This window comes from Paraferrimonas haliotis, from assembly GCF_002282895.1.
Lineage (GTDB): Bacteria > Pseudomonadota > Gammaproteobacteria > Enterobacterales > Shewanellaceae > Paraferrimonas > Paraferrimonas haliotis.
Window position 1 is genome coordinate 360265 of the sequence record NZ_NRRB01000002.1, and the last position, 26511, is coordinate 386775.

At 44.7% G+C, this 26511-nt stretch carries 26 protein-coding genes; 15 read left to right on the forward strand and 11 right to left on the reverse strand.

Going from position 1 to position 26511, the window contains the following annotated elements; genetic code table 11:
• Nucleotides 1-318, forward strand: coding sequence for an iron donor protein CyaY (cyaY, locus tag CLC91_RS05505; RefSeq protein ID WP_095497798.1), 318 nt, complete (start codon nucleotides 1-3; stop codon nucleotides 316-318).
• Here cyaY and CLC91_RS05510 read toward each other — a convergent pair.
• Nucleotides 284-2407 (reverse strand): class I adenylate cyclase, encoded by a 2124-nt coding sequence (locus tag CLC91_RS05510; RefSeq protein WP_095497797.1) that lies wholly within the window; start codon nucleotides 2405-2407, stop codon nucleotides 284-286. The two genes, cyaY and CLC91_RS05510, sit on opposite strands and share 35 nt — an antisense overlap.
• Before the next feature lie 203 nt (nucleotides 2408-2610).
• Here CLC91_RS05510 and hemC point away from each other — a divergent pair, with 203 nt between their 5' ends.
• Genes hemC through CLC91_RS05530 form a run of 4 tightly spaced genes read left to right on the forward strand, consistent with a single transcriptional unit; the run spans nucleotide 2611 to nucleotide 6714 of the window.
• Nucleotides 2611-3540 carry a hydroxymethylbilane synthase gene (gene hemC / locus CLC91_RS05515; RefSeq protein WP_095497796.1) on the forward strand — a complete coding sequence of 310 codons (930 nt, stop codon included), beginning with the start codon at nucleotides 2611-2613 and terminating at the stop codon, nucleotides 3538-3540.
• A gap of 3 nt (nucleotides 3541-3543) precedes the next feature.
• The gene (locus tag CLC91_RS05520; protein ID WP_095497795.1) at nucleotides 3544-4323 is read left to right on the forward strand and encodes a uroporphyrinogen-III synthase; all 780 of its coding nucleotides are present in this window, start codon (nucleotides 3544-3546) and stop codon (nucleotides 4321-4323) included.
• On the forward strand, nucleotides 4292-5551 hold the full coding sequence (locus CLC91_RS05525; protein WP_095497794.1) for a uroporphyrinogen-III C-methyltransferase: 1260 nt from the start codon (nucleotides 4292-4294) through the stop codon (nucleotides 5549-5551). The genes CLC91_RS05520 and CLC91_RS05525 overlap by 32 nt, the downstream gene beginning before the upstream one ends.
• Nucleotides 5548-6714: a heme biosynthesis HemY N-terminal domain-containing protein gene (locus tag CLC91_RS05530; RefSeq protein WP_095497793.1), complete on the forward strand. Its 1167-nt coding sequence runs from the start codon at nucleotides 5548-5550 to the stop codon at nucleotides 6712-6714. Before CLC91_RS05525 ends, CLC91_RS05530 begins: the two co-directional genes overlap by 4 nt.
• 107 nt (nucleotides 6715-6821) lie before the next feature.
• Here the strand turns inward: CLC91_RS05530 and CLC91_RS05535 are convergent, their stop codons facing one another.
• From CLC91_RS05535 to CLC91_RS05580, 10 genes are all read right to left on the reverse strand, one after another.
• The gene (locus CLC91_RS05535; RefSeq protein WP_095497792.1) at nucleotides 6822-7646 is read right to left on the reverse strand and encodes an ABC transporter permease; all 825 of its coding nucleotides are present in this window, start codon (nucleotides 7644-7646) and stop codon (nucleotides 6822-6824) included.
• A gap of 2 nt (nucleotides 7647-7648) precedes the next feature.
• Nucleotides 7649-8542, reverse strand: coding sequence for an ABC transporter ATP-binding protein (locus CLC91_RS05540; protein ID WP_095497791.1), 894 nt, complete (start codon nucleotides 8540-8542; stop codon nucleotides 7649-7651).
• Nucleotides 8511-9839: a nitrous oxide reductase family maturation protein NosD gene (gene nosD / locus CLC91_RS05545; RefSeq protein WP_095497790.1), complete on the reverse strand. Its 1329-nt coding sequence runs from the start codon at nucleotides 9837-9839 to the stop codon at nucleotides 8511-8513. Before nosD ends, CLC91_RS05540 begins: the two co-directional genes overlap by 32 nt.
• Nucleotides 9840-10334 (reverse strand): nitrous oxide reductase accessory protein NosL, encoded by a 495-nt coding sequence (locus tag CLC91_RS05550; protein ID WP_095497789.1) that lies wholly within the window; start codon nucleotides 10332-10334, stop codon nucleotides 9840-9842.
• Between the two features lie 104 nt (nucleotides 10335-10438).
• Entirely contained in the window at nucleotides 10439-11383 is a 945-nt protein-coding gene (nrfD, locus tag CLC91_RS05555) for an NrfD/PsrC family molybdoenzyme membrane anchor subunit (RefSeq protein WP_095497788.1), read from the reverse strand.
• Nucleotides 11384-11385: 2 nt separating this feature from the next.
• Nucleotides 11386-12099, reverse strand: coding sequence for a 4Fe-4S dicluster domain-containing protein (locus CLC91_RS05560; RefSeq protein ID WP_095497787.1), 714 nt, complete (start codon nucleotides 12097-12099; stop codon nucleotides 11386-11388).
• 74 nt (nucleotides 12100-12173) lie between these two features.
• Nucleotides 12174-12890 carry a tetratricopeptide repeat protein gene (locus CLC91_RS05565; protein WP_095497786.1) on the reverse strand — a complete coding sequence of 239 codons (717 nt, stop codon included), beginning with the start codon at nucleotides 12888-12890 and terminating at the stop codon, nucleotides 12174-12176.
• A 50-nt stretch (nucleotides 12891-12940) separates the two neighbouring features.
• Complete coding sequence (locus CLC91_RS05570; RefSeq protein ID WP_233132581.1) at nucleotides 12941-13711, reverse strand: FKBP-type peptidyl-prolyl cis-trans isomerase N-terminal domain-containing protein; 771 nt, start codon at nucleotides 13709-13711, stop codon at nucleotides 12941-12943.
• 49 nt (nucleotides 13712-13760) lie between these two features.
• Nucleotides 13761-14108 (reverse strand): rhodanese-like domain-containing protein, encoded by a 348-nt coding sequence (locus CLC91_RS05575; protein WP_408634210.1) that lies wholly within the window; start codon nucleotides 14106-14108, stop codon nucleotides 13761-13763.
• Nucleotides 14109-14279: 171 nt separating this feature from the next.
• Entirely contained in the window at nucleotides 14280-16307 is a 2028-nt protein-coding gene (locus CLC91_RS05580) for a cytochrome c3 family protein (protein WP_095497783.1), read from the reverse strand.
• A gap of 457 nt (nucleotides 16308-16764) precedes the next feature.
• Between CLC91_RS05580 and CLC91_RS05585 the strand changes: the two genes are divergently transcribed.
• The 10 genes from CLC91_RS05585 to hydF all read left to right on the forward strand — a co-directional run bounded on the left by CLC91_RS05585 (nucleotide 16765) and on the right by hydF (nucleotide 26506).
• The gene (locus CLC91_RS05585; protein ID WP_095497782.1) at nucleotides 16765-18651 is read left to right on the forward strand and encodes a heme lyase CcmF/NrfE family subunit; all 1887 of its coding nucleotides are present in this window, start codon (nucleotides 16765-16767) and stop codon (nucleotides 18649-18651) included.
• Nucleotides 18645-19025 carry a cytochrome c-type biogenesis protein gene (locus tag CLC91_RS05590; RefSeq protein ID WP_095497781.1) on the forward strand — a complete coding sequence of 127 codons (381 nt, stop codon included), beginning with the start codon at nucleotides 18645-18647 and terminating at the stop codon, nucleotides 19023-19025. The genes CLC91_RS05585 and CLC91_RS05590 overlap by 7 nt, the downstream gene beginning before the upstream one ends.
• Nucleotides 19026-19046: 21 nt before the next feature.
• Entirely contained in the window at nucleotides 19047-19655 is a 609-nt protein-coding gene (locus tag CLC91_RS05595) for a TlpA family protein disulfide reductase (protein WP_095497780.1), read from the forward strand.
• A 199-nt stretch (nucleotides 19656-19854) separates the two neighbouring features.
• Nucleotides 19855-21087, forward strand: a complete 1233-nt coding sequence (gene hydA, locus CLC91_RS05600) for an iron hydrogenase large subunit HydA (protein ID WP_095497779.1) — start codon at nucleotides 19855-19857, stop codon at nucleotides 21085-21087.
• Nucleotides 21088-21100: 13 nt separating this feature from the next.
• The gene (locus CLC91_RS05605; RefSeq protein ID WP_095497778.1) at nucleotides 21101-21418 is read left to right on the forward strand and encodes an iron hydrogenase small subunit; all 318 of its coding nucleotides are present in this window, start codon (nucleotides 21101-21103) and stop codon (nucleotides 21416-21418) included.
• Between the two features lie 10 nt (nucleotides 21419-21428).
• A complete protein-coding gene (locus CLC91_RS05610) occupies nucleotides 21429-22127 on the forward strand; it encodes a cytochrome b/b6 domain-containing protein (protein WP_095497777.1) in 699 nt (232 codons plus the stop codon).
• 67 nt (nucleotides 22128-22194) lie between these two features.
• A complete protein-coding gene (gene hydG, locus CLC91_RS05615; protein ID WP_095497776.1) occupies nucleotides 22195-23634 on the forward strand; it encodes a [FeFe] hydrogenase H-cluster radical SAM maturase HydG in 1440 nt (479 codons plus the stop codon).
• A gap of 13 nt (nucleotides 23635-23647) precedes the next feature.
• Entirely contained in the window at nucleotides 23648-24253 is a 606-nt protein-coding gene (locus CLC91_RS05620) for a hypothetical protein (protein WP_095497775.1), read from the forward strand.
• Complete coding sequence (gene hydE / locus CLC91_RS05625; RefSeq protein ID WP_095497774.1) at nucleotides 24250-25290, forward strand: [FeFe] hydrogenase H-cluster radical SAM maturase HydE; 1041 nt, start codon at nucleotides 24250-24252, stop codon at nucleotides 25288-25290. The genes CLC91_RS05620 and hydE overlap by 4 nt, the downstream gene beginning before the upstream one ends.
• On the forward strand, nucleotides 25274-26506 hold the full coding sequence (gene hydF, locus CLC91_RS05630; protein WP_095497773.1) for a [FeFe] hydrogenase H-cluster maturation GTPase HydF: 1233 nt from the start codon (nucleotides 25274-25276) through the stop codon (nucleotides 26504-26506). The genes hydE and hydF overlap by 17 nt, the downstream gene beginning before the upstream one ends.
• Nucleotides 26507-26511 lie beyond the last annotated feature (5 nt).

The window sequence follows — 26511 nt, forward strand, 5'->3', positions numbered from 1 at the left end:
ATGACTGACAGTGAATTTCATCAAGTTGCCGATCTTTTCATGGCAAAAGTAGAACAAGCCATCGATGACCAACAATTAGATATTGATATTGATAGAACCGGCAATGTGCTGCAATTAGAATTTGCCGATGGCGGACAGTTGGTGCTCAACAAGCAAGAGCCTCTGCATGAGCTTTGGCTCGCCAGTAAGCTGGGCGCTTCACATTACCAATATCAAGCCGACAACAATGACTGGTTTGATTCACGTAATCAAACCAGCTTGCAGCCAGTATTGGTTGAAATGGTTAATCGCCTTTCCGGGGAAACCTTAGTTTTGTAAGCAGACGTTGCTTGATGGTCGTCTTTTTTGACGTCAGCAGTTGCGAATGACCGCCACGTTTTTGCCGAACTGTGGATGCTAAATCCACTTCTCGATAGGTCATCCCTAGGGAACTAAAGTTCAACAGATAGTCCTTACCACCCAATCTTAAGGGCTGCTCTTGCGGGTCGTGTTGCGGCGAGTCTAGGCAGGTTGAGACACCATTTTTTAATAATATAGAAATGGCATCAATTAGCTTCTTGCTGAGGTTATCACTGCAACATAAGGTTTGATAAGAGGAGCATTCTCTTGCTTCACTTTGGCAAGCAAACTGCAGCGCTTCTAGTATCGCTTGTTCACCATCGAACAGATAGCAATGCCACTCACCCCATGTTGTGCGCGCCAACACCCCCATACTGCCCACCAGATTGGTATTCATGGCTCCAATGTTGAAAATTGAATTCCCAAAAAAGTTGATGGTTAGACTTTGCCCTTTAAAATCTTTAACGGGATCGGTGAGTGGGTTAACAACCCAAATAAAAGCATTATACTTCCAAGGATTTCTTAAATTATCTAAAGTCACCTTAGGTTGAGCGAGCACATCCTTAGTCAAAGACGCCGCCACCTTATTTAACCAATACAAACCAAGATCGCCTTGATGACGCCATTGCGTTTGGTCGCTGCAAACTCCATTAAGTCGAGCCCACGCCACCAGCTCCAGCGCCGATTTAGCTCGATGCAGTAATCTTGGTTTTGCTCTGGGTCCAACGCCCAGGTTGCGACCAAACAAATTAAACCCTCGTTCACTGTGAGACTCAATGTGCAGTATGGCTTCAGCTTGATTGCGACTCCAAAGGCGATTGAAGGTATTCAGCTTATTTGGATCGGGATTGAAGCGAGTATGCATACGCCGCGTCAACAATCCCAAATCTTCCAGACTCATGTCGTGAGTCAGTTGTTGGCGGCCCGCAAACTTAACCAAGCGGTTATAGCTCGATAGCAGCAGCTCATCTAACTGACGGTTAAATTGAGTAAGTTTGGCAGCGTCCCAATCTGAGACGTTGTCTAATTGCGCAATGTGGTGCGCGCTCCAGCCCCAACTGTTGGTCAACGACGCCATAAAGTCATGGCGCCAATCTTTATTTTGTTGGTTATCCGTTAGCGTGATACCGCTTTTTAAGTAAAAGCACTGGCGCACCAACTCCAACCGCGAATCATCGTAGTGCCGCTTTAAATAATTACTCACCCGTCGCAACAGCAACACATAAGGGTCGTTGTCACAGGAGTAATCCCCTTGGCAAGCTTGCCGCCATAGGGTTTGAGACAGCAACTCGCCTTTAGGGTAATCTTCGGAGTAGGCTTCTAACAGCAATACCTTTAACAGCGATTTATGAGGGCGGGCTTGCCCTTTGTGCAATTGCCATAACGCCGCACCAAAGTATTCACTGGCCGGAAGTTCGCTTAAGTCACCTAAATCCAAGGCTTGTTGACAGTCACCGTATTCCTTTGGCCACCACTGAATTTGCTGCCCTGCCAAGCAAATGTGGGTGCGATAAAACTCATCCAGCAGCAACCAATGTTGAGCTGAACCACTGGCATCTTGGCTTAGCTGTCCACCCTTGTGCTCAATAAATTGATTTGGAGCGACCAGAAAACAGCTTAACTCCAGACCAAAATCGGCAAAGAAGTCACTAATGAGGTCACATTTGCGATTCAGTAACGATTGTTGCTCATTAGAAAGGGGATGATGAATCACCCAAAGATCAATATCGCTGTCGTGACTGTGGCCAAAACTTCCGGTACTGCCCATTGCGTATACGCCAATGAGCTCGCCCTGTGGCTTGCGGTGAAATAAAGGCCTAGAAAATTCTAACTGGTTCAGTTTTTGATAGGCGATCGGGTCTAGGTAAGTTTGAATACCGTGAGGAGTATCCGCTTCGATATAACCAGGTAATGCCGGGTCGTGGAAATGAAATAAAGCCGGCAACGCTTCAAGCAATGCAGCCCCTTGGCTCGTCAACAACGCAAGTGCTCTTTGCAAGCGTAATTGATTGACGTTTTTAGCGGTTTCTAGCGCGAATTGATGGTCGCTAGCTGGGACTTGCAGCAATGATCGGACTCCTCAGTTTTGACGAAAACGTGATCATGTTAACACTTTTGTTTAGATGCTTCTAATTTTGTGATCCGGATCAATAAAACCAGAAAAGAACTTCCTGCTTTCGTCAAAGATCAAACATGGGTCGCTTACATAAACGCTAAGGCGGTGCTAGCATTGCAGCAATTCGTTTAAAACAGCATTTTGGAAGATTGACCATGGCAAACCAACAACTACGAATCGCTACCCGTAAAAGCCCTCTGGCTATGTGGCAAGCATACTTCGTTAAAGCGGAGCTAGAAGCCGCTCACCCGGGATTAGAGGTAATTTTGTTACCGATGAGTACCAAGGGCGACATTATCCTTGATACACCTCTGGCGAAAGTTGGTGGCAAAGGCTTGTTCGTAAAAGAGCTGGAAGTTTGTATGCTAGAGAACACTGCTGATATCGCCGTGCATTCTATGAAAGACGTTCCTGTAGATTTCCCAGAAGGTCTAGGATTAGAAATTATTTGTGAGCGCGAAGATCCTCGTGATGCGTTTGTGTCCAATACCTACAAAAACATTGATGAACTGCCTGAAGGTTCAGTGGTCGGCACCTCAAGTTTACGTCGTCAATGCCAGTTACGAGCCCGCCGCCCAGACCTAGTTATTAAAGACTTGCGCGGTAACGTGGGCACTCGTCTTGGTAAACTCGACAATGGCGACTATGATGCCATCATTCTTGCTGCGGCAGGCCTTAAGCGTTTAGAGCTTGAAGAGCGCATCACCAGCTTTATGTCCACCGAGGACTCGTTACCTGCAAATGGTCAAGGTGCGGTTGGTATTGAGTGTCGTGTAGATGATGAGCGCGTTAAAGCGCTGCTTGCGCCTCTTGAGCACAAAGAAACCCGCTATCGCGTTTTGGCCGAGCGCGCCATGAACACTCGCTTAGAAGGCGGTTGTCAGGTGCCAATCGGCGCTTATGCCGAAATCGACGGCGATACACTGCACCTACGCGGTTTAGTGGGCAGCACCTGTGGAACCGAGATCATCGAAGGCGAAATTTCAGGTCCTAAAGCGGATTATGAAGCCCTAGGCATCCAATTAGCCGATGAACTATTAGGTCGCGGTGCCAAGCGTATTTTGGATGAGGTTTACGGTCAATAAGCCATGCCTAAATCGCTATTGCTGACGCGCCCGAAAGGGCGCAATCATTCTCTACAACAGCAATTAGCCAGTATGGGTGTGCGTACTAGCGTTGCACCCATGCTTGAAATACAAGCCAATCCCGACTCCCGTCAATATACCCCAGCGCAACTGGCTAACTGGGCTGATAAAATTATCTTTATCAGCACCAATGCAGTTGAATTTGCAAAGGATTTACTTCAAATTATCGGCCGAACGCAGGTACAATGCTTAGCAGTAGGCTTAGCCACGCAAGCTAAACTCAGCGAATACGGTATCCTCGCTGAAACCGCACCGGAGCATTTGCAACAAACGGAAGGTCTATTGGATCTGTCGAGTTTGCAAGACGTTGCCGAGCAACGCATTGTGATAGTGCGAGGCAATGGCGGACGGGAAACCTTAGCGCAAGAGCTGCAACAACGCGGGGCTGAGGTTCGTTACTGGCAAGTGTATCAACGGGGAGTTCCCGAGTGTGATATCAACTCGTTATGTCAGCATTGGCGTCAACAACAAATTGATACCATAGTAATAACCAGTGGTGAGGCCCTGCAGAATTTGCGGTCACAGGTTCAGAACAATGATTGGCAATGGCTCGCACAGCTACACTTTATAGTACCCAGCGAACGGGTAATGGATATGGCTCAAGGCATGGGCATCCAAAGCGTCGTTAACGCACAAGGTGCAAACGACAAAGCCGTTATTGAAGCAGTAAAACAACTAAAAGGCGAATGGGATGAGCGACAACAAAATCGAGGGCAACAGTAATAGCCCAGAGTCAAGTAAAGACAAGCCGGTAAAGCCTGAAACGACCGCTAGCCCTAAAAAAACGCCTGCAGCTGGTGACCATGCTGCCGCAAAAGCAGCAACAAAAACAGAGTCCAACAAGCCCTCACCGGCTCAATCTAAGCCAAAACCAACCGCGGAAACTAAACGTCCACAAGTAAAAACCGCCTCGTCTGATAAGGGCAAGGGTTTGGTTTGGCTTTGCTTGTTGTTGGTAGTGTTAACCTTAGCAGCCGGCGCTTGGCTGTTCACTCAATTCCAACAACTGCAAGCCCAACAGCAGCAATTGCAAGACAACATCGCAGCGCAATTATCGTCTCAAGTTCAGCAGGCGGTCACTGAAACCCAACAGCAAATCAGCGCCATCGCCGCCGAGCAACAGCAAACTGCGGCTAAAACTGACGCGACCTCCGAAGACTTGGCAACACTGTCAGAGGCTCAGCGTCGAACCCAAGGTATGGTCAAAAGCTTAGCTGATCGCAATCCCAATCACTGGCTTGCCGCCGAGGCTGACTACTTGGTGAAGATGGCGGGTCGAAAATTATGGTTAGAGCGAGACATTAACAGCGCCATTGCTTTATTGGAAAGCGCTGACGGTCGAGTTGCGGCCATGGATACGCCCTCGCTCACACCGCTGCGAAAAGCCTTGGCTCAAGACATTCAATCCCTTAAGGCAATCGACACCATTGATTTAAGTGGTATGTCGTTAAAACTAGACAGCTTGATAGACCATATCGACAACCTACAGGTCAACTTTGTCGAGTTACCAGAACAGCAATCTCAACAGGCGGCAACATCAGTCAGCGATGATGCGGCAAACTGGCGCGCCAACATTCTGGCCTCATGGAACCGCTTATTTGACGATCTGATTACCGTGCGCCGTCGCAATGCTGATACTGAAGCTCTGTTAGCCCCGGAGCAAGAGTGGTTTCTCAAAGAAAATATCCGCAACCGGCTACTGCGCGCGCAAATCGCTTTGTATCGAGATGAGCAAGCCAATTATCAAACTGCAATCGAAACGGCGGAAAAATGGGTCAATCGCTACTTTGATTTGAATCATCGTCAAACACAGAAAACCCTAGCGACCTTGCGAGACTTAAAAGCAGTTAATTTACAACAAAGCTACCCTGAGCAATTCCGTTCCACGGCTCCACTACAACAGTTGGTTAATTACGGTCACTTGCTTCCTGCCTCGGAGGATAACCAATGATCCGAGTCTTCGCCTATTTAATCCTTATTCTGGCGGGCATGATATTGGCCCCCTACATCATTCAAAACAAAGGGTACGTGCTGGTCGCGATAGGTGATTACACCATCGAAAGTTCGGTCATCGCTCTGCTCATCGTCGCCATCTTGTTTTTCAGCGCATTGCAACTGACTGAATGGCTAATTGTCGCTATCATCAACACCCTGTTAAGCAGCCGCTACTTACCGGAGAGGTGGCGTAAAAAAGCGGCTCGAAAACATACTTTATCGGGGGCGTTAGCATTAGCGGAAGAAGATTGGGCGCAAGCCGAAGCCTCCATGATCAAGGGAGCGGATAAGGGCGAGCTGCCGGCGCTGAATTATTTAGCCGCGGCCCGGGCTGCGCAACAGCAAGGCAACCACGCCAACCGCGACCGCTACTTAGCTCAAGCGCAACAGCAACCCAATGCCCGCCAAGCGGCGTTAGTGGCTCAAGTTCGCTACCAACTGCAGCAAGGCGAAGTTGCCCAAGCTCGCAACATTTTGAATCAGCTGTCCATCTCAGCCAAAAGTAAGCCGTCGCTGTTGGCATTGGCTAAGGAAGTGTATCTCTGCCAAAAAGACTGGCCATTGCTGCGACTGCTGCTGCCGGTGTTAAAGAAAAAGCACGTCATCGATGAAGAGCAAGCGCGGCAACTGTTAACCCAAGTCGACTTGGGCGAGTTACAAACCGAGCATAACCACAGCTTAGATGAACTGAGAAAACACTGGCATTGGATGCCGAGAGCGGAGCGTAATAAACCCGCCATTAAAGCAGAATATTGCAAGCAATTAGCGCGCTTCGATGCCAAAGAAGCTCACCAACTGTTGGTGAAACAACTTAAGCAAGTTCAAGATGCTGCCACCCTGGATGCAGTCGCCGAACTCATGACTTGGCAAGACAACCCAAAACTGCAAAACTTGCTGTTAAGCCTGCATAATCAGCACCCAGAATCCGCTCCCTTAAATGAGTGCATTGGTCGCTTACTCCTCAAAGAACGCCTCTATAAACAGGCCAAACCCTATTGGCAAACCTGCTGCAACATAGCGCCCACTAAAGCTCGTTGGTTAACGCTTGCCGAAATACAGGAAAATCAAGGCGAGCAATACGCTGCCATCGCCAGCTTCAAAAAAGCCGCCCACCTCTAAGGGGACGTACCCTACCCGCGTAACCCTTTGAAAATTGTGAAAAATAAAAAGGGGGTACGTCCCCCCCAAAAAAAAGAGGGGGGGTACGTCCCTAAAGAGTTAAGCTTTTAAAGCTGCTTGCGGTTAAAAAGCTTGGCTACTGCGACGCTAAGGAGTGCGACCCAGGCTAACAATGCAAAATAACCCGCGATGATTACGAGATCGGAATTGATAGTTATTAAGCCATTTAAAAATTGCACGTCACCTACAGCAATTTGATTAATCGCTCGAAAAACATCGACGGGATTAATAGCTATCGCGGTATTGATTGCACTGGAGCTTACCAAATTAGGAAATATGACCACTACCAATAGAATCAATAGATCCCATAGAAGCACTAAACAAAACCAAATAAAAAACAGTCCACTCAACGCCTTAGCTTTCTCTTTTACCTGAGTGCTTACCAATAAGCTGATAAGAATAAATACAAGCGCTAGAAGCCATAGCGAAACAAAAAAGTTAGCGAGCAAAAAACTTATATAAGTAAACTCGGCGTCACTATTCAAAGAAACATACACACCAAATAAAACGATAGGAATAAGCAGAGTTATACCGACAACTATCGCCTTACCGATAAACTTGCCTAAAACAATACTTGAGCGGCTAATAGGGTAAGCCATGAGCAACAGCAAAGTGCCAGTCTCTTGCTCTCCAACAATGCTATCGTAACTCAATAAGATACAAATCAAAGGTACGATGACAACACAAACGCCGGCTAGACTTATGATGGCTTTCGATAAATCTAGGCTTGCGTATTCACCACCTAAAAAACTGTTGCTGCCACCAATCACTAACATGATTAACGAAAATAAAACCGCTAATCCTACCAACCAACGACTGCGAATAGCATCTGATATTTCTTTGCGGATAAAACACGATATCGCGGACTTCATTGCTAGCGCCCCTCAATTCTTTTTGATTTACTGAGATAACAACTCAGCACCTGACTTAAATTAGGATCAGAAACAACAAAATCAAACACTTGGCATTGCGTAGTTATAAACTTAATTAATTCTGCGCGCATAGAAAAATCACAACAAATTTGGTCATTATCAACAAAAAATTCCTCAGGCAGCGAATTCGGTAATTCAGCATTGCTAGGCAGTTGAATTCGAGTGGGTAAGTTGGTGGCTTGTTGAAGCGCTTCCAGATCACCAAACGCAAGCAAATTACCTTGTCCAAGAATCAAATAACGATCCGCATGATTTTGAATTAACGGCAGTTCATGGGTACACACCAATATCGTACACCCTATGCGCTTTAGCGAATTCAAGGTTTGATACATATATTCCGTAGAGTGGCTATCCAAGCCTACCGTAGGTTCATCAAGTAACAACAAATCAGGATTACCCAAAATCGCTTGGGCTAAACCCAGCCGTTGTTTCATGCCTTTTGAATAACTGCCTACCAACTGATGTTGAACATCATGCAAATTACAATCGTGTAAGGTTTGCTGAACTTCGTCAGTGCTAACACCTTTGAGGTCGGCAAAAAAGCTCAAAACTTTTAAGCCCGTCATTCGCTCATACAGAGATAAGTTCTCTGGTAAGTAACCAATATTCAATGGGCTATTTCGGCCACACAAACGTCCCTGACGATCTCTAAACTCTATAGTCCCGCGCTCAGCCTGAATAACCCCTAAAATTAATTTTATTAAGGTGGATTTACCGGCACCGTTATGCCCCAATAGAGCGACTGTTTCACCGGCTTCCAGACTAACATTAATACCCGATAAGGCGGTGTGTGAAGGATAACGCTTAGTCAACTGGCTTATAGTAACTGTATTCATTTACTTTCTTATCGGTTAAGGAGCTGGTTTGGTTGGGTTGCTGCAAAGGGAAACTGTCTATAACACCAACTTCCGGATAAATTTGCACTTTATCTTGTAGCCATCGAAGCACACTAACTACTGGGCTATTCATTAAGAACTGGACTTCTGGGTATATCCAAAACAGTCGATCCAGGGCATCACTAGGGCGATAGGGCTCCAAAGCCAGCTTTGTTGATAAAGAAAAATTGAGGTTTGACGACCAATAGTTACCAATCCCATCAAAACTCCAATCAACTAAGTGACTACCAACGTACTTCACCTGAATTTGATTACTAATAAACTGGTTGCGATAAATACGATTGTTTTCGCCCCCAAGCGCCATATACACACCAAGGTCTGCATGACTAAAAATGTTATCAGTAATCTGATTGTTGTCAGCGCTATACAAATATAATGCTTTTGCAGGCTCTGCACCGACTTCAGGGTTATTAATGTGAGAAACGGAGTTGTTATACACGCTAGAATGATTCGTTAAATTGAGCAGAATCCCAAACTCGTCATTTGCGTGGGTGTGATTGCCAAAAAACTCTAAGGATTCACTTCCCATCAATGCATAGCCACCATTCATGTTGGTACTGCTATTATCAAAGCCGCGTCCTTGTTTGGCATACATATAATGAATGCCATATCGTCCGGTATCTATTTGATTACCATGAACAGTGCTAACGTGGCCAGATTCAATATATATGCCATCTCTCACGGTATTAATGACATTATTAGTGACCGTAGCGTTGTTCACTTCTTTTAAATGAATACCGTCACCGCGCCGAAGAGAGGGAAGAGCGGGGTCACCACTGATAATATTAGAATCGACAACCACTTCGTTACAGACATCGATTCTAACACCATAGCCCGGACCAGACATTTGGTTATTAACAATACGAATATTGTTAAGGTGCTCATCCACCTCAATTGCCGAATTATAGTCGGAAATATCGCTGCCCCAATTGCGAATGAACAGGTTTTCAATCGAGACATTGGAACTGAGCACTAAAATAGCACTGCCAGTTCCCATTGCATCAAGAATCACGCCGGTTTGACCTAATAACCGAATACTCTTATCTATTTCAAAATGAGTCTCATAAATACCAGGCTCCATCAGAATGACATCACCATCAGCAGCACTAGCCAAAGCCGTATGCAACTGTGAGACTGAGGCAACCCTAATAGGCTCAGGCTCCTTCTCAAAGTCGGCATTAACCAACCCTGGCGCCAATGCTACGGCTAGTACCAAAGCACGGTATAAACTGTTCATTTAGGGCTTTTCAAGTAAATCGATCGTAATTTGATCTAAGCTATAAAGCTTGCCACCCCACTCATCAATGAAGGTTGTTGCTGCATTTTCATCTGAAAACGGTGCGACCGCAGGTCCCATAACCGCCTTCTTACTAGTGTGATAAACAAATTTCGCATCCTCTGCGGAGATAAAAGCGGTATCGGCAGGGCTTTCCCAATCAGTTGCCGCCATATCATGAACAAAAATGGCTTCAATTTGTCTGCGATTTTCCGGTTGTAGCGCGAAAATCATCATATCTCGAGTCGAACAAAATTTAGCTGGCTCGTCACTACCCTTCATGAAAATTTGCCCTTTAGGCCCAGGATAGCGAGTAATCGCCATTCCGCACATTGTGCAACGGTCATGATCGTGAAGTTCGCTGGCATGATGGTGGTGAGCGTGATTATGCTCATGAGAATCGCCGCAAGCGCTCGCTAGAGGCAACCATAATAAAAGAAGAAGTACGTATCTCATGGTTCATTTACCTATGTACCTGCTGCTATGTAACCTCCTTTTTTAGCAACAGTATTAATAAAGAAACTGCATGCCTTGTTGCGCATGCAGTTTCAAGCATCTAATTAAATTCCGTAAGTTTGTCCTGCATACAGAATAAATAGACGTAAACACATCATGCCGCTAATCGCGAACAAACATGACATATACAGTGCCTTAGATGACTGTGCGAAATCGCGACCTAAGCCGAAATTCACAATAATAGGTCCAAGGAAGCCTACTGCCACAACACCTATCCAGAATACACTCGACCAAACACCGGTAGTGAATGCTTGGAAGGCATATTGTCCAGCTGCGTTTCCGCCCGCTAAAGCAATCGCAATCATAGCAATAAACAGAACTTCTGCTGCCATGATTGGCCATTCAGCACCGTGTAGAGTGTGCATATCTTTACTGTGAAGCTCTTCGCCAAAGTACTTAACAGCAATCAGCTTAGCACTTGCAGCACCGGCAGATAGACCAGATGCGACAAACAATGCTGGTAGCACAGCTGTGTTAATCAGTGGGAAGCGAATCAAAGCAGAGATTAGGAAGCCTGTGTAAGCACACACTGCAATCGCTAGTACAAACGCTAACGCTTCTACTTTGCCACGCAATGGCTTAAGTGCTTCAATGATACCAACCAAGAAGCTTGGTCCGCTGCGGCGGATTTCTTCTTCGAAAGCATACAAACACAGAATAACGGTGATCGGAATATAAAGCAGTAGTGCCAAAACCCCGATACTCATAACTGAGTTTAGGTTATAGAACACTAATATACGCCAGAAGAACAACGGATTGCTTAAGTCCAATACCAAACACAACATACCAAGACTGATAGTTATGAATGAAATGAGTGTAGCTGCTTTATATAATGGCGTGTTCTCGGTTTGACCCTTAAAGAAGCGTATCGCCAAAGCAATAATCAGGGCACCGCCTGAAATACCTGCTAAGAACAAATACACCGCAATTGGCCATGGCCAAGCAACGCCATCTGATAGACCTATTGTAAAATCTAACGAACCATCCATAGTTATACTCCTGTCTTAACCGATGGGATATAACGAACACGTGGTTCGGTACCGAAGTGCGCTTTAATACGAACTGAATCTTTAACACGAAGCAGTTTAGCAACGTAAGAGTTCGGCTCGTTTAAGTCTCCGAATATCAACGCATCGTAACGACATTTTGAAACACAAGCCGGTAGCTCGCCTTTCTTAACGCGTGTGTTCAAACAGAAATCACAGTTTTCAGCAACTTGCGTTTCGTTGTTCATGAAGCGAGCGTTGTAAGGGCAGGCACCAATACAGTATTTACAGCCAGCACACTTACTATTATCCATAGTAACAATACCGGTTTCTTCATCACGCTTAGCCGCACCTGTTGGGCAAACTTTTACGCAAGGAGCGTTATTACACTGTTGGCATGAAACGCGAACGAATTGACGCTCACAGTTACAATCACCTGTGGTGTTTCCGCATACCGGGCAAGGAACGCCTTCTACCGCACCGCGTTTGTGTTCAAGCAGCAAGCGATGGTTACCTTCTGGAAGATTATTTTCTTCCACACAGGCATCCTTACAATCGCCACAACCAACGCATTTGTTTTGGTCGAAAATCAAGACGTAGTGAGGCTTGGGCTTGTCGGATTCCTCTTCTTTATATGAAGAGCAACCAACTGGACCAAGTATCAAAGCGCCAGCTCCTAGCCCTTTGAGAAACTTACGTCTTTCTAGATTTTGGCTCACAAAATCCTCCTGATTCCAGATAAATCTGGTAAGAATTATTTAGTTATATACGTCCAATTTTTTTAGCTTAGAAGCTAGCCTTCTTTCGCTATCTTGGCTCGTGTAATCGCATTATTAATCGCATTTCGATTAAAGTTCTGATTGTCATTGGTTAACAAAACTTGCCAATGAGCGATCGCTTCATCAAAGTTAGAATGAATAAATGCGTCGGTCCCTAATAACAATCGTGTATTGAGTTCTGCCGGATACAAGTCCAAAGCTTCCTCTATTACGGCCATTGTTTCAGGACCCAAACTCCTACCATCCCGGTAATACATAGAAGTTGCTTTAAGCCCTAATATCTCAGCATTGGAACCAGTGATCGCCAACAATTGGTCAAAGGTTTCGACAGCTTCACGATACAAGCCCCCTTGCACATAGGAATGTGCTAAGTCTTTTAAAACTTGAGGGTTTGTGGGTTGCTCCGAAGCTAATCGTCTATCCTTATTAATTTGTGCAACAATAAGATAGTCAATATGCTCGTTCTCGAAACCTTTGTTCCAATTACTGAAATGACCAAGCTGGCTGTATACCAACCCTGCAATTGTAATTAGAGTTAAATTGATCAGTACTAAGCTGTGTGCGCCGGGACGGTTCGACACCATCGAATCAGTACCAAGTAGCTGATCACCACTCACCTCTCCATTGTTATTGGTTTGGCGAGCAGTTGTTTGTAAGTATCGATGGTGGCGCCATAGCATCATTGCGAAAACGCTTGATACCGCAAACATGGCTACAATTAGTTGGTTCATGACTCCCCCCTTATTTCCAACATCGTACTCAATCAAATTCTTTATTCGGTCTAGTGACCCATCATTCCACCCATGCCCACTCGATTTAGGCCCATGCCTTGAGAGTTGTCACTGGGTTTTTCTTTTGCAAGTAATTCAACATTCATCACTAGAACCGAGTTACCTGGGATGCCGCGAATCCCATTTTCTCCGAATGCTAATTCACTTGGAACGACAAATCGGAACGTAGAGCCCACAGGCATTAATTGTAAACCTTCGTTCCAACCTTCAAACGCTTGAAGAATAGGGAAATGGTTAGGTGTTTCGGAATCCATGGTGTCTTCGAAAACAGTGCCATCAGCAAGTTCACCACGGTAGCGTAAGGTAACAATATCTTCCGGTGCCGGCTTTTCGCCATCACCTAATTTAATAACTTCGTACTGAAGACCAGAGTCCGTCACTACAACGTTACTATTCTTTTTATTCTCGGCGAGCAACTGCTCACCTTGCTGCTTAGCTTGTGCCAATACTTCTTCATGTCTTTTTTTAGCAAGTAGATTCAGTTGTTCACTGCGTTGATTCAAGTAATCAATGATCTCTTCATTGCTCAAAGAGGTTTGTTGTTTTAACGCGTCAACGAATCCACTTACGATGAAATCGACATCTACGTCAGCACCAATACCTACTTGGCTATACACCTGATGTGATACAGACTTACCAATTGACGCACCTAGACTATAAGATTGCTTTTCTAAATCGGTAACGGGTTGCTTTGCAAAAGCACTAGCAGAAAATGTCAGTACAGTAGCAATTGCGATGGAGGAAAATTTAAATTTAATCATTGTCATTATGATCCTGTGGTAATAAATAATTCTGGGTTAATAACCGTAATTAGGGGCGTTCAATCGGATATCCGCGCTGTCTCCAGCCCCAAATACCATCAGCCATGTGAAATACGTTGGTGTAGCCTAGTTCCATCGTCGAAACTGCCGCTTCTCTGCTTGAATCGCACAGTTGATTAGCGCAGTAAAATATGAGTGTCGCATCCTTGTTCTCTGGCAACAGCCGCTTCCAACGTTTAACGTTAAAATAGACTGAACCTGGTACATGTCCATCCGCCCAAATTTCGAGAGTATTAACGTCGTAAAACGTAATGTCTTCTCTACCTACTAACGTTGAGGCTTCTCGCAGTGATATAGGATTCGGTTTTACCAGAGTCTGCAAGTCAATCGGTGTCATTTCACCACCGGCTCCCGCGCTCACTATTCCAGGAAAGCTAAATAATAAGGCGCATGTTAGTAAGAATTTTCTAATTGGCTTGTTCATGATTTTCTCTTTTCAGCGCTCGGTGTAATCATTTACACCGAACGCTGTTGTTATTCCCATTATTAGGAATAGTTACTCAAACGATTAACGAATCAAGGTTTGTGCCTGAGTGGCTAGCGCTAGCGCATCTTCTACCATTGATTTGGTATAAGCTGATGCGTGAACACCCCAAGAACCGTCTTTCTCGATTTTGCGCACAATTTGCTGAGCTTGCAGGCGCAGGCTAGCTACTTGCGCACGAGTCGCAGCGTCAAGCTTGGTAACTTCTAACTGAGCGTCTAGGCCAGCTAAGATACCTACAGTTTGTGCGTAAGCTTCTTTCACTGGGTTTTGCATCTTCATAACTTCACCATAAATAGCAAGTTGGTCAGTGAAGTGCAGTGCTTCATCAAGTTCCGATTGGAACTGAGAGTGACAACCCTTGTTCTCATACAAATCAACGTCAGATACGGCGGTACGAGCACAAGACCACATTAGATCTAGGTAGTAGAAACCTTCTTCGTTCTTAGCTACCGTCCAACCCTTAGCTGCCGAATCATTACGATCAACACCTGGTGGTGGGTTTAGAGTCTTACGATCTGGGCTTACGTCAATTTTCATGATGTGAGCTTTACGTACAGCGTCGAAACCTGCGTGGTCTGGTGCTTGAATCGCTGTGAAGTTCTCACATGAGCCCATGTTAGGCATGTGACAAGCTGTACACGTCATGTCTTGGTGCGTTTTCGTGTTAGCAAAGAACTCTGCTTGAGTTGCGTGACAGTCAGAACAAGTTTGCTTGATTGCAGGACGAGTGAACTCAGAAGTCCAATCGTAGTCACCACCAGTTACTTCGTGTGGATCGTGACAGGTAGAGCAACGCATGCCTTTTTGGTAGTGAATAGAACCAGCAAGCTGCGAACCTTCAGTACCACAAGATGGGCAAGCAGACTTCATTTTAACGCCGAACGCATATTCCATACGTTTTTCAGCTTCAGGAGTATCAGCTAGGTTGTCATACCATTCAAAACGTTGGTGACAACGCTCACAGTTAGAAGGCATAGAACCGTTACCAACACCACCGTCTAAGTGACCACCAGCGCCGTGACATTCTTCACAAGAAATACCTTTAGCAATCGTGTGCTCTTGAAGTTTCTTAGCATCACCCAGGGCATCGAAGAACTCATTCTTATCTTGGAAGTCAAACTTAAAGGTATGGCATATTTCGCAGTAAGAAGACGCAGGTTGGAATAGGAACCCTTCTTCATACTTAGCACCGTAGGAGCTCATGCCCCACTGTGCAGAACCCGACGCGCCGTACTCTTCCATGGTAGCAGGGAAGCCTGGAACTTTCTCAGCAATGCGGGCACCCATTTCAGGTGTAATCCACTCAGCCCAACCACGAGAGAACTGGTTACCACCAGCAACTAGAGTACCAGTGCTGTCTTTGAATTGACCGTCAACTACGTGCCATGTACCACGAATCAAGTAGTTATCAATGTAACCGTACTTAGTACGCGGAGTACCTACGGTCGCATAGATGGTATCAGCAGTGATACCGTAAGGTAGGATACCCGTGTCTTTGGTATCGTACATTACTTTCTTAAGATCGTTATCAACTTCTGGGTGTTCGCCAGGGAAACGGATGGTTTTCGAGTGACGAGAACGGCTCCACTTCTCGTATTGCAGAGCGTGACACTCACCACATTTCTCTGGGCCTACAAACTTGTTTGGATAGTCCAAGATAGACTTAGCACCTAAACGGTATTGTAGCGCTTTAGGAGAACCAGCTGCTTCAGAGTACTTCTGAGAGTATCCAGTATCATAGTATTCTTCACCACGGTCGGAAATGTGGTACTTGCCTTTCATACGACCGTCTTTTTCGTAAACATTGAACACAGGGTGGTTTTCAAATAAGAAATCCCAAAGTTCCTGTTCTTGAACAATATAATCGTTTAGCGTTTTAACACCAACTCGATCTTCGTCACCACTGAACTTACCGTCTTTGTTGGCAATAACTGACTGTGCAGTTTTGCCTAGCTCTTTCTTGTTATCGAATTTGCTAGCGTGTACAGCAGTCGTTCCCAAGCCTACTAGCACTGTTAGTGCTGCAGCAGCGTACTTGAATCGACTCATCATTATCTCCTAGATATTTCGCCGTTAAATATTATGTTTATAGTCAGCCGGTGGGTCATGAGCCATCAGCTGCTTTGATTCGACGGAGCGGATTTTTACCTAACTAGTAAAGTTTTCTAGAGAGCAAGATCACACCTCACCCCCAGTTAAACCAAAAAGAAATAAAAAAAGATAAAATCCTCTTACAAACAGCAACTTAAATAATGTCTGTTTGTGTTTTTTATATGTAAAAAACGAGGGCTGACAGTAAACAAAAAATCAAAAAATAACCAACATCACAGTTCAACTAGGTGCATAGTTGTGGACACACACTAATTTGAGGCACATCACAGAAGCGTCAGTTAACACTCTATATCCTGCAGCCGAAATAACGAGTACCTGCTCAAGAATCAGGTCATTAACAAGGGGGTGTGTTCAGCTGAATACACCGAGCATGACAATATAAGGCACCTATTTTATGTTTCCAGAACTAGGACTGTATCTGCTTGCCATCGCCAATGTGAGCGCGGTGCTGCTTTTTGGCGTGCCTTGGTTAGGACGTATAAAAAAAGCTGAACAGTTAAAATCTTACAGCAAGCCCTTACTTAGAATTTGCGCTGTGAGCTTAGTAATAGCGTCAATAATTTTGGTAAACGCATTTTTGGGTGATGACTTTTCAGTCTCCTACGTTGCTGATCACTCTAATACGCACTTAGCGAGCTTATATAAGGTTGCAGCATTTTGGGGAGGCCACGAGGGCTCCATGCTGTTTTGGGTGCTTGCAATGAGTTTATGGGGCCTTACCGTACGCCAAAAAGAAAATATTACTCAGGAATTTGTTGATAACTACCGTATGTTCTTAGGGCTAGTATTAGCTGGCTTTTCAACTTTTTTACTGTTCACTTCCAACCCCTTTGCGCGCAACTTACCTGATATCCCGACACAAGGCCGAGATCTTAACCCAATTTTGCAAGATATTGGCCTAGTCATTCACCCGCCTTTGCTATTTTTAGGATACGTAGGGCTTGCCATTGTCTTTGCTCTAGCGCTAGCCACTCTTTTAAAGCAACGAGTTGAACAATCGGATATCAAGCTCATTCGACATCACTCAATCATTGCCTGGGTACTACTCACTGGTGGTAACGTTGTCGGTTCATGGTGGGCTTATAACGAGCTTGGTTGGGGAGGATGGTGGTTTTGGGATCCTGTAGAGAACGCTTCTTTCATACCTTGGTTAGTTGCAACAGCATTAGTCCATCAATGCACAGTGAGTCGCCGCCAGCAAACCCATAAGTTTACGATGATATTGGCATTGTCCGGCTTCTTATTAGCTTTACTGGGCACGTTTACTGTTCGAAGTGGTATTGTTCAGTCGGTACACGCCTTCGCTGTTGACCCCGAACGCGGCTTACTTCTATTAGGTTTGCTCGGAATTTTCTTAGCCATTGCTGTTTTTCAGTATCTAAGAGCGGCCCCATTACTTTCGAGTGCGGCCCAAAAATTATCTCAACAAAGTAAACTATTAGTGCTAGGTAACTTTGTTATCATTGTCGGTGCGTTCAGCGTTATTTTAGGTACTTATTACCCGATCATTTACCAACTGTTTAGCGGTCAAAGCATTAGTGTTGGCCCCCCTTATTTCAATACAATATTTGTCCCCATCGTCGTACTTAGCGTGGTCGTTCTAGGTATCGCTCTAAACTACCGTTACCCAAAACTATGGGCCTCTATGTTGGGCGCGAGCGTATTGGTAGCTGCAGGGGTAACCGCCTATAACGACACATTAAATGGCTGGTTATTTGCCGGTGTATTAGCAAGCAGCTACTTAATCGCAAGTATTATCGCCATGCTCATCATGGCAGCAAAGACAAATAAGCTCAGTAGTCTGACTCAAAAAAGCGGTGCGATTATCGCCCACTTAGGTTTGGCTGTGGCCATTATTGGCGCTACTGCGGTGTCCAATTTCGAAGAAGATGAAGTTATGCGCATGGGCCCAGGACAAGGTCGAGAGATTGGCAACTACATTTTCGTATATGAAGCGACCACAAACGTGGAAACTAACAGTTATAAAGCCATCCAAGCGAACATCCAAGTCATGGATATTGATGAAAACCTCTTAGGTTACCTTTACCCCCAGCGACAAACGTTTAAATCTAACGCGATTGAGCGCACCGCTGCCGGAACTAATTGGGGCCTTAGCCGCGACATCTATGCATCAATGGGAGGGCAGCTCAGTGAGTCCGAGTACCTCATTCGCATCAGCATTAAACCTTTCGTCAGTTTTTTATGGTTGGGCGGTGGCTTAATCATGATTGGTGGGCTGCTATCAATTACGTTGGGTCATAGGAGAACAAAAAGATGCTAACTAGACCTGTTATAGGGCTTTTAATCACACTGGTCGTTGCTGCTTATTTCTCATCAGCAACCGCGTTTGCTAATCAAACAGTTCGAGATTTAGGTTTTGAAATCGCCAAAGAATTGCGCTGTCCTATGTCTCAAAATAAAACTCTGTTTGAAAGCGACGCTCGCATTGCTAGCGAATTAAAAGCCCATATATTTACCATGCTGAATGAAGGAAAAAGTAAGCAGGACGTTATTAATTTCATGATTGCCCGGTACGGCGAACAGATACACTACAAGCCTCCCTTTAATCGCGATACTGCGTTTCTTTGGCTGGCACCACTTTTACTAATCATTGGCGGCTCATGCCGTCTTTACATCTACTTAAAAGACCAATAAAACGTATTGGGAGTAACAACAATGAAACCTTCATTACTTTGTTCACTAGCACTATCAGCTAGCTTACTTTGTACAACCGCAATTGCTGATCAGTTTTCAAATAAAGCGTATAGCACAGCGCCGAAAATAGAAAAACCTATGATCATGACTGGATATACCGACATGGATTGGGCCCGGTCCGTAAGAGATGTCACCTTTACCGATCTCCAAGGTAACTCAGTGTCCTTCGCAGACCACAAAGGTAAGTTACTCATGGTAAACCTTTGGGCAACTTGGTGCTCACCCTGCCTAAAAGAAATTCCGATGATGAAAAAAATCGCCGAAGCCAATAAAGATAATCCTTTTGCAATGATTCCAATTTCAATCGATGAGCATCAGGAGTTGGTAGAACCCTTTTTAGAGAAATACGGCTTCTCCCCATACGATACATGGCTAGATCCTAACTCAGATATCGAAGAAATCTTCCCAGCCAACATCATACCGGCAACCATTATGTTTGATGCAAGAGGGAATATGATCGGATTCGCACGTGGCTTATTAGATTGGTCAGATAAAGATGTGCAACCTTACTTAGAAAAGATGATGCAAAAGTACGTTGTTGAATTACTTGCTGAAGAAGACAGCGAATAAACAATAATTATGCATTTTTTTATGGATAAAACTAAGCCGTTATCTATAAAAAACTATTTTATCGAGATTAATGTCATAGGGCTCTGCGGCTAATGTTAATAGAATCGAAGCGTTTTCATTTCAACGAAAACAACATCATCTAATTAACATAAACGCATAAATATATGCTAAGTCGCAGATAACAAGGAACTCTTGGAACATGACTGTGAAAACGTATCAACCTGGTGAAATTCACGGGCTGATTGAGATCGAGGCATCCAAATGCAAAGGTTGTGATGCTTGTAATAAGTTCTGCCCGACTGATGCCATCGAAGGCGCATCGGGTGCCGCTCATACCATTAATAAAGATAAATGCTTAAGCTGTGGGCAGTGTTTAGTCAATTGTCCATTTGGCGCAATTAACGAAACCCATTCTGCACTTGATGTAGTTATTAAAAAACTAGCAGATCCTAATACTCAAGTTGTCGGTATTATCGCCCCAGCGGTTCGAGTAGCAGTTGGTGAAGAATTTGGCTTTGCCAAAGGTGAATTAGTTACCAATAAATTATACGGTGCTATGAATCAGGCTGGCTTTAAGATCTTTGACTGTAACTTTGCCGCAGACTTGACCATCATGGAAGAAGGCAGTGAATTTATTCACCGTCTTCACGGTAACCTAAAAGGCGAAGCTGACGCCGGAGCCTTACCTCAGTTCACTTCCTGCTGTCCAGGATGGGTCCGTTACTTAGAAACTCAGTACCCTAGCTTGCTGCCTAATTTATCCACTGCCAAATCACCACAACAAATGGCTGGTACGGTTGCAAAAACCTATGGCGCCAATGTTTATGACATGCCCCCTGAAAACATCTTCACTGTATCGGTAATGCCTTGTACTTCTAAAAAGTTCGAGGCCTCTCGTCCAGAATTTAACGATGCATGGGCGTACCACAAAAACAATGGCTCAAGCGCCGCTGAATACCCTGACGTGGATGCGGTATTAACCACAAGAGAAATGGCTCAGCTACTTAAGCTTCTAGAAATTGATCTTGCTAAAGCGAATGACTTTGAAGGTGATAGCTTGTTCTCACATTACACTGGCGCAGGTACCATTTTTGGAACCACAGGTGGTGTAATGGAAGCGGCTGTCCGTACAGCTCATAAAGTTCTAACCGGTGATGAAATGGCACAGTTAGACTTTGAACCTGTTCGCGGGCTAGAAGGCGTAAAAGAAGCCGAAATTACCTTATTCGACAAATCACTAGGCCAAGAGATTACTGCCAAAGTCGCTGTAGTTCACGATATGGGGAAAAACGTAGCTCCTATCCTGAAAGATGTTATGGCTGGCACCTCGCCTTACCATTTTATTGAAGTGATGAACTGCGCAGGCGGTTGTGTCAACGGTGGTGGGCAGCCTATCGACGGTAGCGGCACATCTTGGCTAGGTAAAGCTTAATAAGGAAATGACTATGAATAAACAACACGAATTTGCAGAAGACGGTTTCTTTCTATCTCGCAGAAAGTTCATGGCCATCGGTGGGGCATTTGTTGCGGTAATGGCACTGCCATTTGGCTGGTTAGCCAGCAAAATATCTAGCCGTAACGATTACATCAAAGCTCGTAGTGCAGGTTTATACGAGGATGATGCGATCGCTAAACTGCGTGTCAGTCATGCAAACCCTGGTATCACCAAATACTATCAAGAGTTCGGTGGTGAGCCTTTGGGACATTACTCCCATAAGCTTTTACACACCACTTTTGTCGATCGCACTAAAATAAACTCATAGGAAATCGATCATGCACTCAGATCAACACGATATGCGAATGATCCAAAAACATCCTTTAAATGTTCGCGTATTCCACTACATTTTACTGTTTAGCTTTTTACCATTAGCGATAACAGGTTTAATTCTGTTTTTTAAACCGCTATCCCAACAAGCAATGCAGTTAAGCTATGACATTCACATTGTTACCGGTGTGGTGTTAACCTTAAATGCCATTGCCTTCACCTTGATGGCATTTGATCGCGTCGTGTACTTTATCGCTCGTGTATTTACGGTTTCTGATCGTGATGTGAAGTGGTTTAAAGTGCTTGGTGGATACCCTCAAAAATTCCTACTTGGAAAGACCGTTGCTGTTCCACCAATGGCAAAATACAATTCTGGCCAAAAATTATTTGGTGCCTGCGTACTAATAGGCGGCACGCTATTAATCTTGTCAGGGTTGCTATTATGGCTTATCCCTCATGCCGCTCCGCGTGATGCTGTATGGCTTTCTGGCCAGATTCACTTAGTAGCAGGTCTGCTATTAACCGCCTTTTTGCCTGTTCACTTGTTCTTGGCGGTATACCGCTTTGACGATTTTAAGGCAATGATGATTCACGGTAATGTTCCTTACCATGATGCAGCTGAATACACGCCTTTATGGGTGGAGCAAGAAATTGTTCCTGTTAAACCAAACATAAAAGCACAACAAGCAAGTAACGCTAACGCTTAACGCGTGCTAAATAAATTGCGCAATCTAGGTTGCGCAATTTTTAAATTAGATAGTAAGTAGTAATCCCATGACTTCTCAATCACACCATCAAATTTCCATAGCAGAGTACGACCCTACCCAAAATTTTATCAATGATGATGATATTTGGCACATCATTAACCAATCCGCTAATCCCTCTGCAACGGAAGTGCAGGCTGTGCTTGAGAAAGCAAGATCATGTGACGGATTATCCTTAAAAGACGTAGCCATTCTCTTACAAAACACCGATCCACACATGGACCAAGAGTTGTTTACTGTTGCTAAAGAAATTAAGGACACTATTTACGGTAACCGCATTGTATTGTTCGCGCCTTTATACGTATCTAATCATTGCGCGAATCGCTGTACCTACTGTGGTTTCAATGAAGAAAACAAACACCTAAAACGAAAAACACTTAATCAACAAGAAATCCATAATGAAGTACAAATCCTTCAAGATATGGGACACAAAAGGGTTTTAGCTGTATATGGTGAGCATCCAAGAAACAACGTTAATGCAATCGTTGAAAGCATTAAAACCATGTATAGCGCTAAAGATGGTCGAGGCGGAGAGATACGCCGAGTAAACGTTAACTGTGCTCCGATGAGCATCGAAGACTTCAAAACACTCAAAACGGCTGCCATCGGTACTTATCAGTGCTTCCAAGAAACCTACCACCGAGCCACCTACGAATCCGTCCATATTAAAGGTCAAAAAAGTGACTTTTTATATCGTCAATATGCTATGCATCGTGCGATGGAAGCAGGCATTGATGACGTCGGTTTAGGTGTACTATTTGGCTTATACGACCATCGTTTCGAACTGCTATCAATGTTAACCCACGTCCAACGCTTAGAGCAGGATTGTGGTGTTGGGCCGCATACCATCTCGTTTCCCCGCATCGAACCGGCTCATGGTTCACAGCTTAGCACTAAACCCCCTTACGACGTTGACGACGAATGTTTTAAGCGGATCGTTGCCATTACTCGCTTAGCCGTACCTTATACAGGCTTAATTATGAGCACCAGAGAAAGTGCGGGATTAAGAAAAGAACTCTTAGAGTTAGGAGTTTCCCAGATAAGCGCTGGCAGTTGCACAGCTCCTGGTGGCTATCAAGCCTCAAAAGAGCAAAATACCGATGCCGAACAATTTAGTATCGGCGAGCATCGCAGCGTTAATGACATCATATACGAACTAGTCACTGACTCGAACTCCATTCCGTCTTTTTGTACTGGGTGTTACCGCAAGGGCCGAACCGGTGATCACTTTATCGGATTAGCGAAAAAACAGTTTATTTCTAAATTTTGTCAGCCCAATGCCCTGATAACATTTAAAGAATACCTAAAGGATTATGCCGATAAAAAAACTCAAGAAGCGGGTAATCAATTGATTGAAAGAGAATTGGCCGCCATGAGCCCAGCTCGTGCACGTAATGTTCGCAATTGCCTGAACCGGACTTCGGCTGGCGAACGCGATATCTATTTGTAATCCGAGCTTACTCGTGGAGTCGTCGAATATCGGTCGTAACTCTCAAGCCTTTGAGGTTACTTTGGGGTTCAATATATCAGGTCTGTTAGCGGAGATGCAGTCTGCTGCGTTCATGGTATGGCATGCTGCTATTTATAGTAATTTTATAGACAGTGATATTGAACGATTGGTTCGCCGCAAATTAAGCGATGGAAGTTTACAGCAGTTGGTCATCATATCGGCTCAACCTAAATGCCATTGGCAACAGGAATTTGCAGCAATTCTAAGGCCATCTCACAGTGCTATTGAGGTGGCTCGGCTACAGCAAGAATCTAGGCGGTGGGTCGATGATTTAGCCAAGGAATTTGCCGCAAATGTAGAACATCAACTAACGGCGGCAATGCCACTACAGCCATTGCTTCTTATTCAAGATAGTATTTATGCGGGTCATTACGCTCATAGTCACTCGACGTCGGCACAAGGCGTATGGCTCAAAATTGATACCGTTGCACTGGGATTAAATGCTGGACAAATTCAGCACTGGTTTAATAACGGCATTCCAAACCAAACACTTTCACCCACCGAAACTGCACTGGCTCGTTATGTCAGTGAATGTTCGCAAGGTTTATCGAGATTATGAAGGTTACTACGTCTTCTTTTATATCGTCGCAGTTAACTAAACAACAGATAAAAGCGTTACTGCTTGGCGACAATGACCAGTGGTTATTTCAAGAAGCTGACCGCATTTGTCGCAAGGTATTTGACAATCAAGTTTATCTAAGAGGAATTGTCGAGTTTTCCAATTACTGCCGTCAGCACTGTCATTATTGTGGGCTGCGCAGCAACAACCGAAACCTTGAGCGCTATCGTTTGACCGAGAAACAAATTTTAGCGGCCGTGGATAACGTATTAGAAACAGGGTTAAAGACCATTGTCCTACAATCCGGAGATGACAGCAAATACTCAATGTTTAGCATCAGCCGTCTCATTGACGCTATTAAGCAACGTGACGATGTTGCCGTTACCTTATCACTCGGGGAGCGCCGCTATGACGAATACCAACAATGGCGGCAAGATGGCGCTGACCGCTATCTTTTAAAAATGGAAACCTTTAACCGACAAAAGTTTAATGAGTTACGTCCAAAATCTGATTTTGATAAACGTCTCGAGCATCTTTCGTACCTTAAGGAACTAGGCTATCAAGTTGGAAGCGGTATCATCGTCGGGCTACCTGGGATCACCATCGATTCACTGGTAAACGACCTAATAGCATTAACTGCTCTAGAGCTCGATATGATTGCTTGTGGGCCATTTGTAGCACATTCAGATACTCCTCTATGCTCCAACAATAATGGTCAGGTCTTATTAAGTCATCGAGTTACTGCGATACTTCGTCTTATGAATCCCCTTGCTCACATTCCAGCAACCAGCTCCTTAGAAGTACTCGATAAAGGGGCACGGACACGCGCCATTACGCGAGGCTGTAATATAGTTATGCCTTCGTTTACTCCAACAGAGGTATTTACTAATTACACCATCTATCCAGGAAAAAACGCATCAACGTTGACTATTGAACAACGCCTTGAAGCCATCAGCCAACAAATTCAAAGCCAAGGACTGAACCCAACTATCAGCCGCGGCGACTCCAAAAGGAAGTCACATGTGTCAAGGTATTAACTCTACTACTGTAGATCCTATGCAAACACCTAGAGGGGCCCGGCATCACACTGCCCTTCTGGGTCGCATGAATGCCGGTAAATCATCGTTATTAAACCTAATTACCGGTCAACAAATATCCATAGTGTCCTCTCAACAAGGTACAACAACGGATGCCGTCACCAAACCATACGAATTATTACCCTTTGGTCCAGTTACTTTTGTCGATACGGCCGGCATTAATGACCGCAGTAGCCTTGGCCAGCATAGAGTCAAAGCGACCGAGCAAGTCATTTATCGAGCAGATAGCGCTTTACTAGTAACCGATGAGCATGGGCTGTTGAGTGCCGATAAGGCAATGCTGGAAAAGCTTATTGAGTTAAGCGTTCCAACATTAGTAATCTTCAATAAAGGCGACATTGCGCCCCCTAAGCCTAGCGATATAGATTACTGCCGTCATCATCAACTAGGCTACGCTCAAGTTTCAGCAACAGATCCAGGGCAGGCAAAACAAGTAAAACAGAACATCGTCAGCTTTCTATCCGAATACGAACAACCAGAACTTTCATTGACTGGCGACTTATATGAAAAAAGTGCTCATATTGTTTGCGTTACCCCTATCGATAGCGCGGCTCCCAAAGGTCGGCTCATCCTACCTCAAGTGCAAGTATTAAGAGACATACTTGATAATGACTCCATGGGTACTGTCGTTAAAGAAACGCAGCTGATCCAATATTTAGAACATTTAGCGCAGCCACCAGCATTAGTTATTACCGACGCACAAGCAATAAAATCGGTAAATTCAGACTTACCTGATCACATTCCACTGACCACATTCTCAACGGTATTCGCTCGTGCCAAAGGTGAACTTGATGCCTTTATCCAAGGAGCTCAAATATTGGATCAATTAATTGATGGTGATAGAATTCTAATCGCAGAAGCGTGCAGTCACAATGTGCAAGAAGATGATATTGGACGCGTTAAGTTACCAGCCTGGATCCGCAAATACAGCGGACGAGAACTCACCTTTGACGTAGTTTCTGGACACGACTTCCCTTCTCAACTGAGCGAATATCGATTAGTTATCCACTGTGGAGCCTGCATGTTTAATCGGCGCGAAATGCTTTATCGAATTCGCCAGTGTCACAACCAACAATTGCCCATAACCAACTATGGTTTAGCCATATCAAAGCTACAAGGCGTATTAACCAGAGTATGTCGCCCCTTTAACCTTTGATAACC